At 31.1% G+C, this 10,520-nt stretch carries 11 protein-coding genes; 5 read left to right on the top strand and 6 right to left on the bottom strand.

The features are described from left to right. Window positions 1–115: 115 nt before the first annotated feature. The 5 genes from B4A23_RS02115 to B4A23_RS02135 all read right to left on the bottom strand — a co-directional run bounded on the left by B4A23_RS02115 (window position 116) and on the right by B4A23_RS02135 (window position 4,355). A complete protein-coding gene (locus tag B4A23_RS02115; RefSeq protein WP_114999127.1) occupies window positions 116–622 on the bottom strand; it encodes a hypothetical protein in 507 nt (168 codons plus the stop codon). Then, on the bottom strand, window positions 622–1,920 hold the full coding sequence (locus B4A23_RS02120; protein WP_291116316.1) for a cation:proton antiporter: 1,299 nt from the start codon (window positions 1,918–1,920) through the stop codon (window positions 622–624). Before B4A23_RS02120 ends, B4A23_RS02115 begins: the two co-directional genes overlap by 1 nt. An 88-nt stretch (window positions 1,921–2,008) precedes the next feature. Beyond that, the gene (locus B4A23_RS02125) at window positions 2,009–2,851 is read right to left on the bottom strand and encodes an OmpA/MotB family protein (protein WP_038336837.1); all 843 of its coding nucleotides are present in this window, start codon (window positions 2,849–2,851) and stop codon (window positions 2,009–2,011) included. A gap of 148 nt (window positions 2,852–2,999) precedes the next feature. Next, window positions 3,000–3,455 (bottom strand): peptidoglycan-binding protein LysM, encoded by a 456-nt coding sequence (gene lysM / locus B4A23_RS02130; RefSeq protein ID WP_038336838.1) that lies wholly within the window; start codon window positions 3,453–3,455, stop codon window positions 3,000–3,002. 63 nt (window positions 3,456–3,518) lie between these two features. Further along, on the bottom strand, window positions 3,519–4,355 hold the full coding sequence (locus B4A23_RS02135; protein WP_291116319.1) for a hypothetical protein: 837 nt from the start codon (window positions 4,353–4,355) through the stop codon (window positions 3,519–3,521). A 125-nt stretch (window positions 4,356–4,480) separates the two neighbouring features. On the opposite strand from B4A23_RS02135, the gene B4A23_RS02140 reads away from it, so the two are divergent. Continuing rightward, window positions 4,481–5,521: an asparaginase gene (locus B4A23_RS02140; protein ID WP_291116322.1), complete on the top strand. Its 1,041-nt coding sequence runs from the start codon at window positions 4,481–4,483 to the stop codon at window positions 5,519–5,521. Window positions 5,522–5,581: 60 nt separating this feature from the next. Here the strand turns inward: B4A23_RS02140 and B4A23_RS02145 are convergent, their stop codons facing one another. Continuing rightward, entirely contained in the window at window positions 5,582–6,985 is a 1,404-nt protein-coding gene (locus B4A23_RS02145) for a DHA2 family efflux MFS transporter permease subunit (RefSeq protein ID WP_291116402.1), read from the bottom strand. Between the two features lie 73 nt (window positions 6,986–7,058). On the opposite strand from B4A23_RS02145, the gene B4A23_RS02150 reads away from it, so the two are divergent. The 4 genes from B4A23_RS02150 to B4A23_RS02165 all read left to right on the top strand — a co-directional run bounded on the left by B4A23_RS02150 (window position 7,059) and on the right by B4A23_RS02165 (window position 10,469). Next, window positions 7,059–7,715: a TatD family hydrolase gene (locus B4A23_RS02150; protein ID WP_291116324.1), complete on the top strand. Its 657-nt coding sequence runs from the start codon at window positions 7,059–7,061 to the stop codon at window positions 7,713–7,715. A 14-nt stretch (window positions 7,716–7,729) separates the two neighbouring features. Beyond that, window positions 7,730–8,452, top strand: coding sequence for a tRNA threonylcarbamoyladenosine dehydratase (locus B4A23_RS02155; RefSeq protein WP_280063035.1), 723 nt, complete (start codon window positions 7,730–7,732; stop codon window positions 8,450–8,452). A 60-nt stretch (window positions 8,453–8,512) separates the two neighbouring features. Continuing rightward, complete coding sequence (locus tag B4A23_RS02160) at window positions 8,513–9,220, top strand: hypothetical protein (protein WP_291116327.1); 708 nt, start codon at window positions 8,513–8,515, stop codon at window positions 9,218–9,220. Between the two features lie 214 nt (window positions 9,221–9,434). Further along, complete coding sequence (locus B4A23_RS02165) at window positions 9,435–10,469, top strand: DUF3667 domain-containing protein (protein ID WP_291116330.1); 1,035 nt, start codon at window positions 9,435–9,437, stop codon at window positions 10,467–10,469. Window positions 10,470–10,520 lie beyond the last annotated feature (51 nt).

The following is a 10,520-nucleotide window of genomic DNA, read 5'->3' on the forward strand; positions in this document are numbered from 1 at the left end:
TTGGCTTGTTCTAATTTCTATTAAAAATAAAGATTAATTCGTGAACTAGACCATTTTAAGTTCTAAACTTCTGTTAAAGCAACAAGCGCATCTATAGATGCGCTTGTTGCTTTAACTAATATGAAATTAATTTCTTGTAAAATTCTATTAAAGCTTTCAGAGCTTCTATTTTTTCTTCAAATTCTAAATGGTAAATTGTTTCTATAACCAAATTTTCACCTTCAATTTTACTTGATATTTTAGGTTCGAATAAATTATCCTTTGCTATTTTTTCAAGATTAGTTTCAATCAATAAATTCTGTAAATAATGTTTAAAAGATTCATTGCTACAATCAACTTTTAAAATCTGTTTCTTTCTTAAAAATAAATTGACAAGATGATTAATATTCGTAATCGTAAAAATTGGTAACGATATTTTATCTAAGGTTACTCGAATTTTTCCTAGATTATGATTTCCTAATTCTTGTTCTACATAAATCAAACAATTTTTATAGGGAATGTCGATATAATAGTAAGACAAGTGCAACTTTGCTCCAATTGTACCATCAACCTTAGCGTCATTATTATAAAAAATTGCGTCATCATAAGATTGCGTAAATAATTTTAATTGACTTTCGAACATTACAATTTAGATGAATTAAGATAATCTTCCATTTCGTCTTTATTTGCTTCATCAGATTCGTCTTTTAAAACACGATGTGCTACTTTACCAACGGTTAAACCTTGAATAACAATTGAAAATAAAACAACGATATATGTAATCTCTAATAACAAATCTTTCCATTCCGAATTTGGCATCGAAAGAACTAATGCAATTGAAACTCCTCCACGAATTCCTCCCCAAACTAAAACGATAAGCGAACCTTTGGAGAATGTATTTTTTCTTAAAATAGTACGAGCTGGAATCACAATTGATAATGTTCGAGATAATAAGACGATAAAAATTGTGACAATTCCTAATAGAATTTGATCCATTAAATCTTCTATTAATAACAATTCGAAACCTATAAAAAGGAATAAAATAGCGTTCATTATCTCATCAATAAGCTCCCAAAATTTGTTTAAATAATCTTGAGTTGTTTTGCTCATTGCGAATCTCTTTCCATAATTTCCGATTATTAAACCTGCGATAACCATAGCTAAAGGACTCGAAACATGAAGTTCTTTTGCAATCAAAAATCCTCCCATTACAATCGACAATGTAATTAAAGCTGAAACTTTATAATCATCAATTTTTTTCATGGATCTAGAAGCTGTAAATCCTAGTAATAATCCAAGTAAAATTCCTCCACCAGCTTCCATCAAGAATAATTTTGAAACACTTGCAAAGTCAGCATCAAAACTTGGATTAGTTGCTATTTGTAAAACTACTGCGAACATTACAACGGCTACACCATCATTAAATAGTGACTCTCCTGTAATTTTTGTCTCAATAATTTTAGGAACTTTTGCTTGTTTCAAAATTCCTAATACAACGATTGGATCAGTTGGAGAAATTAATGTTCCGAACAATAAACAATAGATATACGGAATTTGAATACCAAAATATGGCGCGATATAATATAAAATTGCTGATATAATAAATGCTGATAATACTACCGAAATTGTAGCATAAGTAGCAATTGTCCATCTCAAGTTTTTCAGATCTAAGATATTAACGTGCATTGCGCCTGCAAAAAGCAGAAAATTAAGCATTGCGCCCATCAATATTTCATTAAAGTCTAAACTATTAAAGAGTTGAAACATGTCTTTTGTAGCATCAGGAAAATAGCTATCTCCCAATAAACGGATAGCGACAGATACTAACATGGCGATAATCATAATTCCAATTGTTCCAGGTAATTTTAGGAATCGAAGGTTTGCATAAGAAAATAATGCAGCAAGAACAATTAGAACCGAAAAAGAATAATATAGTTCCATTGGTATTGATTAAAATTTGGAAAAAGTTACAAAAAAAGAGCCACTTTAAAGTGGCTCTTTCTATATTAATTTGATTTTTTTATCAAAATTAGTTTTTTGGAGCTTGCCCAATTAAATCCATAAATTGATCTAACTTAGGTAAGATAATAATTTGTGTACGACGGTTTTTAGATTTTCCTTCCGCAGTAGCATTTGTAGTTAATGGATTAAATTCTCCACGTCCACCAGCTGTTAAACGTTTACCATCAACACCGTATTGGTTTTGTAACGCTTGTACAACAGAAGATGCACGTAAAGCAGATAAATCCCAGTTGTTACGGATGTTTGGTTTAGAAATTGGCACATTATCTGTGTTACCTTCAATCAATACATCGTAATCTTTATAGTCGTTGATGATTTTCGCAATTTTGCTTAAAGTTTCTCCAGCAGCAGGCGAAATTTCGTAGCTACCAGATTTGTACAACATGTTATCAGCTAATGAAATGTAAACAACACCTTTTAATACTTTAACATCAACATCTTTAGCTTCGTTGCTAGATAAAGAACGCGTTAAGTTGTTTGTTAAAACCATGTTCAAACTATCCGATTTGCTTTTCGCATCGATCAAATGTTTGATGTATTTGTTAGACTGATTGATTTCGTTCACTAATTCAGAAACATTTTTAGAACCACCATTAATACAATTTTTCAATTGCTCTTGTAATTGTTTAATTTGATTTCTTTCACTCTGAACTGTGTTTTCGTACTGACCTTGGTTAGATTCAAAATTAGCTAATTTAGCTTTCGCTACAGCCAATTCTGTTTGACATCCTTGGTTCTCAGAATAAGCAGAATTGAATTTATTTTGTAATTCATCATACTTCTTCTGACTCACACAACTAAATAAAGTTGAAGCAGCGATAACCGCTACTGGCAAAATTGAAACTTTCATAATTATTTTTTTATTTCAGTTATACGAATATATGTTATTATTTTTTATTGCGAGTATATATTCCGCAAAAACCATGCTGTAAAAACATAAAACTCCTACAATCATTTGGTTGTAGGAGTTTTAACGTGAATATTTTATTTCTATTGTATTAATCCTGAGGAATATATAAAACCTGACCTGGATAAATCTTATCTTCGTGTTTTAACATTGGTTTGTTTGCTTCGAAAATTTTTGGATACTGCATTGGATCTCCATAAACTTCTTTTGCAATTTTAGATAAAGAATCTCCACTTTTCACAGTATACATTGTCTTAGATAAGTCTGGAATCTCAATTTTCAAAGGTGTTTTCAATGTTAATTGATCTTCTACTCCTTCCACTCCATCAATGTTACCTGCTGTTGCTAAAATTTTTTGTTTCTCGTTGATGTCCAACGCTTGTCCAGCTACCACAATTTTATCTCCATCAGCAGAAAAAGTTACTCCTGACAAATCAAATCCTTGTTTTGCAACTTGTTCTTGTACTTTAGCTGCTTTTTCTTCTGGTGTTTCTGCACCTCCGAAGACTTTTTCTCCGGCATTTTTGATAAATGAAAATAATCCCATAACGAGTTGATTTTAATAATATTTATTTGTTGATATTTAGTAAATATATAATTTCTCTAACAATTATCGTGCAATTGATGAATATTTCTTTTTTAAATTTTCCGTAATCGAGCGTTGTTGCTGAATTTGACTTGTCAATTGATTAATTTTTGCGTCTAAACCTTTATCGTTCTCTTCAGCAGTTTGTATTTTTCCGCTCAATGTTACTACTTGATCTTCTATAGATCGCAAAGAATTTTCTGTTTTTATCTTTTTCTTCATCAAGCCATCAGTTACTTTATCATTCGATTCTCTTTCCAATTGATTCACCACCAAATCCAATTTATCACCCAAAGCTTGTTTTTTACTTTCTAATTTTAATAAAGTATTATTGTATTTTAGATATGATTTGATCGAGTTTCCTTTTTTCAATTGTGCATCAGCGTTATCTTTTGTCAATCGAATCATATTTTCGTTCGCTAACCTCAACTCATTTCGTACACAACCTTGCTTCGTTTTAGTCGCTAAATCTTGCAATTGCGCATAAATTTTATCAAACTCTGCCGAATTACTATTAAACGTCATTCCATTTTGATCAGTTAATGTATTAATCACGGTCGTTTTTCCGTTTTCTTCATCAACCAAACTAATCACAGATTTATACACATCTTGCGAATTTTTGAATTTGATATTACTCGCTTCGTGTTTTTTTAGAAAAGCAGAAGAACCTTCTTTGTTCGTTACCCAATTTTCCCACGATTTTACAATCAAATTCTGCGCACAATTATCCGTAGAAAAAGCAAAAGATTTTAGTTCTTGTCCGTTCATTTCGTACTCAACTTCAAACAATCCTTCGTCAGATTGAGCATTAACATAAGCTGATGTTAACAAAGTTGTAATGGCTAAAAGTAATAGTTTCATCAAGTTGATAGTTTAAAATTATGTTCACAATTATTTATCCAATTTACAAAATATCGGAGTTTAAGAAAAGATGTTGTACAGATTTTTTATAATGGTTAATTTTAACCAGAAATTAATCAAACCGCATGCAAACAAAAATTTTATTAATTTACACAGGAGGAACAATTGGAATGGCGAAAGATTATGGCGACCAATCCTTGAAACCTTTCAATTTTGATAATTTGTTGAAACAAATTCCAGAGTTGGGACTTTTAGATTGTTCTTTCGATTATCATAGTTTCGATACACCAATAGATTCGTCTGATATGAAACCTAAATATTGGATAGAAATTGCAGAAACCATTCAACAAAACTACGAAAACTATGATGGTTTTGTCGTTTTACATGGAACAGATACGATGGCATATACCGCTTCTGCAATGAGTTTCATAATTGATAATCTAGAAAAACCTGTTATTTTCACTGGTTCGCAATTACCAATTGGAGATTTGCGTACAGATGCAAAAGAAAATTTAATTACTTCGATTCAATTGGCTTCATTACGCAAAAATGATAAACCAATTATCAAAGAAGTTTGCGTGTATTTTGAATATAAATTGTTCCGTGCGAATAGAACAACTAAGATTAATGCAGAAAACTTTGATGCTTTCGAATCGCCGAATTATCCAGTAATTGGAGTTTCTGGTGTTCATTTGGAAGTGAAAGAAGATTTGTTGTTAAAAAATATTGTTACAGATAAACTTTCGATCAACAAAAATCTAAACGCTGATGTTGGTGTTTTGAAGATTTTTCCTGGAATGAATCGTTCTTTTATCGAAAGTGTTTTGAACGCTCCAAATATGAAAGCTTTTATAATTGAGGCTTTTGGAACAGGAAATATTTTTACCGATGATTGGTTTATCGAATTGTTGGAAGAAGTAACGAATAAAGGAGTTCATCTTATTATCAACACGCAATGTGCGGGTGGAATGGTAGAACTTGGACGTTATGCGACAAGTGATGCGTTGCTAAATATGGGTGCAATTTCAAGTTATGATTTGACAATGGAAGCTGCAATTACAAAAGCCATTTATTTATTAGGTCAAAATCTTTCGAAAGAAGAATTTAAGACGCAATACGAAACAAACTTGAAAGGTGAACTTCGCCATCATTTTTACAATGATTAAATCAGAATAATATAAAACGAAAAATCTCTACTTGGTAGAGATTTTTTTATGTTCTAAATTTTATTTTTTCCCTGACATCGAAGCGCCATCAGATTGTCTTAATTTGAAAAAGATGTAAGTTGATAAAATTGTCATCACTCCCATCGTCAAAAATGAATAACGGAAAGCTTGAACTTCTACTCCATTTACAAATCCTGCTTGTCTAAAAACGCCTAAAATTAATGCGGCTACAGATATTCCAAAAGTTAGTGATAATTGTTGCGTAACTGACAATAAACTATTTCCTTCGCTGGATGTGTTTTCATCCAAATCCGCTAAAGACAAAGTATTCATCGCCGTAAATTGTATCGAACTAAAAAATCCATTCAAAACCATTAACGGAATTATATAATAAATTGGCGATTCGGATTGTAGAAAATAAAATAGACAGATGATTAATCCTAAAATAATTGTATTGGAAATCAACGTGTTTCGATAACCAAATTTATTCACAATTGGTACAACAAACGATTTTGCAATAATGTTACTTGTTGCAGACGGAATCATAATTAATCCCGCTACAGTAGCCGAATATCCATAACCAACTTGCAATAAAAGCGGAATAAGAAAAGGCATTCCTCCAATTCCTAAACGCGTAATAAGATTTCCTATAATACCAATTCGCAAAGTTCTGATGTTAAACAAATTCAAATCGATTAAAGGATGTTGTTTATGTTTTGCATGATAAATATACAACCCAATCAAAAAGGCAGAAACTACAGTCAATGCTAATACAGTTTGCAAGCCAATCACTCGAGAAGATGTTAATTCCATAATCAATGTCAACACCGTAACTCCTCCACTAAAAAGAATCAAGCCTCTTATGTCAAATTTAAAAACTGGATGTTTAAAATCAGGAATCGCAAAAGTCGTCATCCAAAGTGCTACTATTCCAAAAGGAATATTCACAATAAAAATCCAATGCCACGATAAGGTTTCAACCAAAATACCTCCAATTGTTGGTCCTAAAAGTGGTCCTATTAATCCTGGAATGGTGATGAAATTAATTACTTTTAATAATTCACTTTTTGGATAAGCATACAAAATTGCCAAACGCACAACGGGAACCATCATCGATCCTCCAATCGCTTGTATAACGCGTGAAATCACTAAAAAAGGCAAAGTTGTCGCAAACGCACAAAGTGTGGATCCAAGTGTAAAAATCAATATCGCTGATTGAAAAACTTTTTTCGTTCCATATTTATCCGAAAGCCAACCACTCAGAGGAATTAACAAAGCAATTGTTAACGTATACGCAACGATAATCGACTGAATTTCCAAAGGCGATTTTCCTAATTCTTTTGCGATTGTAGGTAAAGATGTATTTAAAATTGTAGCGTCCAAAGCTTGCATAAAAATTGCCATCGCACCAAGCCACGGCAAAAATTTCAACATTTTTGGACTTAAAATATGATCTGAATTCATTGAAATTCCTACAGCAAATTCTATTCCTATTTTAACATTTCGAAAAATCATTGAAAAAGATTAAATTTGAACTATGTTTCTCAACGCGCATACACATCATTTAGCTCATCAAACAGATGTTTTGGAATTGTATAATCAGTTTCCAAATGAGTTGAATAATGAAGCAAAATTGTTTTCGATTGGGATTCATCCAGCTTACATCAAAACCTCATCAATAGAGGAAGAAATCGAAATTATCAATCAAACTATTTCGAATAAAAACTGTTTGGCGATTGGGGAAATTGGATTGGATAAATTGTGCGAAACAGATTTTGAATTACAAATCAATGTTTTAAAAAAACAATTAGAAATTGCAACGCAACATCAACTTCCTGTCGTTATACATTCGGTTCGTGCTTATCAAGAAATTTTACAGATTCGAAAAAAAATGAAATTGACGATTCCGTTTATTTTTCATGGTTTCAATAAGAATGAGCAATTACTCAATCAAATTATTGCGCAAAATTGTTTTGCATCTTTTGGTAAAAATCTTCTATCAAACAAAAACTTACAAATTATATTTGCAAATCTTTCTGCAAATCAATTCTTTTTAGAAAATGATGCAAGCGAAATTTCTATTGAAGAAATTTATACTTTTGCAGCAGATTTGAGAAAAATTACAATCGAGGAATTACAACTTCAACAAGCAGAAAATTGGAAAACAGTTTTCGGTTACGAAGTTCAATCATAATAAAATACATTTCAATGGCAGTTTGGCAAGAAAGAGCTGAATTATTATTCAAAGAAGAAGGTTTAGAAATCCTAAAAAATTCTAACATTTTAGTTGTTGGTTTAGGTGGAGTTGGCTCTTTTGCCGCAGAATTTATCGCACGTGCAGGTGTTGGAAAAATGACTATTGTTGATGGAGATACTGTTGACATTACAAATATTAACCGACAATTGCCCGCTTTGCATTCGACAGTTGGGCAACATAAAGTAGATGTGGTTGGTGATCGTTTGATGGATATAAATCCTGAATTAGAATTAACACGTATCAACGAGTTTTTGAGTCCAGAACGCACACACGAAATCGTCACAACTGATTTTGATTATGTGTTAGATTGCATTGATTCTGTAACGCCAAAAATTAATTTGATTTTAGCTGCAAAACGCAAAAAAATTAAAGTGATCAGCAATATGGGCGCTGGTGGAAAATATTTGGCAAGCAAAGTACAAGTGCGTGATATTAGCAAAACAGATGTTTGTCCGTTGGCAAAAAATGTTAGAAAACGATTAAAAAAAGAAGGAATTAATAAAGGTGTAAAAGCTGTTTTTTCGACAGAAGTTCCAGATGAATCTTCGGTTAAATTAACGGACGGAAAAAATTATAAAAAATCGTTTTACGGAACCAATTCGTGGATGCCTGGTTTATTCGGGTTGCATGCGGCAGAAACGGTGATTCGACATTTATTAAAAAAAGATAAATAATTAAGTACTTTCTTAAAGATTTAATTAATTTAGTTGCGAATTAACAAAGAGACGAAAAAAATGAAAATCAATTACGATTATATCACATACGAGGATGTTTTGAGAGCGCGTCAATTTATGTACGAGCAAGCGTTGGAACAGAATGCGACTAATTCGTTGTTGAACACTGCGAGAGATTTATTTGGAAACAGCAATTTCGAGATGTGTATCAAAATTTGTGAAGGTTTATTGGATGCAAAAGACCCAAAACAATTGTACGATGCAAAGAAATTAATTGCGTTATCATATTATAGTTTACAAGATTTTGAGAATGCGGATAATGCATTTTTCGATATCGCTCAAAACTCTGATAATTCGGACGATTGGTTTAACGTTGTTATTTCTGCAGCTTTAAATAAAAATATCGAACGTGGTAAAGAATCTTTTGGAATTGCATTAGAAAAATACACGAAATTTGGTCATCAACGTAATATGCCTTCAGTACAATTGATGTTGCATTACATGATTACGTTAGAAACTGTAAAAGAATACGTTTTGGCTTTGGAACAATGTAGAATGTTGGTACAAGTTTACGCTAAATTGAAAAAAACAGACGAAAAATTCTTAAGTTCTCGTGGTTTAGAACAAATCGAAAACTTTTTGGAAACTGCAAAACCAGTTTTGAAAAAAGCAAAAAAGAAAGAATTAACTGAAATCAAAAAAGAATTGGTTGAAGCCTTAGACGCAAACGGCGTAGAAAAAGTAGAAGCTTTTTTCGCTGAATTTTAAGCCTACAATTTTTACAAGAAATAAAAAAATCCACTTCAAAAGAAGTGGATTTTTTGTTTTAATGTTTAACTAATGTGATCCTGAAACGAGTTCAGGATGACTTTGAAAGACAAAAAAGCTAATTTTCTTAATCTATATTTAATCAAATATTTCTTCGTGATTATTTCAAAATAAATAATCTTTTTATAGATTTATCATCACTAAGAATTAACACATGAGTCACGGAAAACTAAGAGAAGATCATAATTGCCAAAATTGTGGACATTACGTAGAAGAACATTATTGCACACATTGCGGACAAGAAAATGTAGAAACACGACAACCGTTTCACTTTTTATTTACACACTTTATCGAAGATTTTGTTCATTACGATGGAAGTTTTTGGCAAACGATCAAAAAACTATTTTTAAAACCTGGGGTATTAACCAAAGAATATTTAAGTGGTAAAAGAAATAGTTCTGTTAATCCTGTAAAAATGTACATTTTTGTCAGTTTTGTAACGTTTTTCCTTATTTCTATTTTTCCTTCTCATAAAACTGAATATAATGACACTTCCAATGAGCCTGTATCAATAGAAAATACTGAAAAAATTCAAAAAGCACTTAATGCAATAACTGATACTATACAAAACAAAGTGGGTGCTACTGCTGAACAAGGTGCAAAAATAAAATCTGAATTTGAAAAGAATAAAAATATAAATTCTTTAGATGATTTGAAACCTGAAACAATTGAAATGGTGCAGTCTAAAGTAAAAAATAACGTTCCAATATTATCTCCGTTTATTGAAAAATACCAAGAGTTGAGAAAAAGAAAGGTTTCTGACGATCAATTAGGAGAAGCTATTACCGAAAAATCTTTACATGTCATTCCGAAAGTTTTGTTTGTATACATGCCTTTGTTTGCTTTCTTCTTATGGATTTTTTACAACAAAAAGAAATGGTGGTATTTTGATCACGGAATTTTTACACTGCATTATTTTACGGTAATTCTTTTATCAATTTTGGTGATTTTTCTTTTGAATAAACTTTCAGATTATATTGATAGTAATGCTTTATCAGCCATAATAGCTTTAATTAACACATTGATTGTTTTATATATTATTGTGTACTTTTTCCTTGCTTTGAAAAAACTCTATAACCAAGGATTAATCATTACAACAATTAAAGGTGCTATACTTTTAGGAATTAATACGTTTATTTTCTCAATAATTGTTATTGGAATTATTGTGTATTCATTTCTTCATGTTTAATAGAGATTCCTCGACACTTCAGAATGACAAATTCAAAAAAAACATAAAAAA

The sequence above is a fragment of the Empedobacter sp. UBA7248 genome, from assembly GCF_002472945.1.
Classification (GTDB): Bacteria; Bacteroidota; Bacteroidia; order Flavobacteriales; family Weeksellaceae; genus Empedobacter; species Empedobacter falsenii_C.

Bases quoted from the DNA above. Each gene is read 5' to 3' on its own strand.
- B4A23_RS02115 (WP_114999127.1), bottom strand. From the start codon at position 622: ATGTTCGAAAGTCAATTAAAATTATTTACGCAATCTTATGATGACGCA.
- B4A23_RS02120 (WP_291116316.1), bottom strand. From the start codon at position 1,920: ATGGAACTATATTATTCTTTTTCGGTTCTAATTGTTCTTGCTGCATTA.
- B4A23_RS02125 (WP_038336837.1), bottom strand. From the start codon at position 2,851: ATGAAAGTTTCAATTTTGCCAGTAGCGGTTATCGCTGCTTCAACTTTA.
- lysM (WP_038336838.1), bottom strand. From the start codon at position 3,455: ATGGGATTATTTTCATTTATCAAAAATGCCGGAGAAAAAGTCTTCGGA.
- B4A23_RS02135 (WP_291116319.1), bottom strand. From the start codon at position 4,355: ATGAAACTATTACTTTTAGCCATTACAACTTTGTTAACATCAGCTTAT.
- B4A23_RS02140 (WP_291116322.1), top strand. From the start codon at position 4,481: ATGCAAACAAAAATTTTATTAATTTACACAGGAGGAACAATTGGAATG.
- B4A23_RS02145 (WP_291116402.1), bottom strand. From the start codon at position 6,985: ATGAATTCAGATCATATTTTAAGTCCAAAAATGTTGAAATTTTTGCCG.
- B4A23_RS02150 (WP_291116324.1), top strand. From the start codon at position 7,059: ATGTTTCTCAACGCGCATACACATCATTTAGCTCATCAAACAGATGTT.
- B4A23_RS02155 (WP_280063035.1), top strand. From the start codon at position 7,730: ATGGCAGTTTGGCAAGAAAGAGCTGAATTATTATTCAAAGAAGAAGGT.
- B4A23_RS02160 (WP_291116327.1), top strand. From the start codon at position 8,513: ATGAAAATCAATTACGATTATATCACATACGAGGATGTTTTGAGAGCG.
- B4A23_RS02165 (WP_291116330.1), top strand. From the start codon at position 9,435: ATGAGTCACGGAAAACTAAGAGAAGATCATAATTGCCAAAATTGTGGA.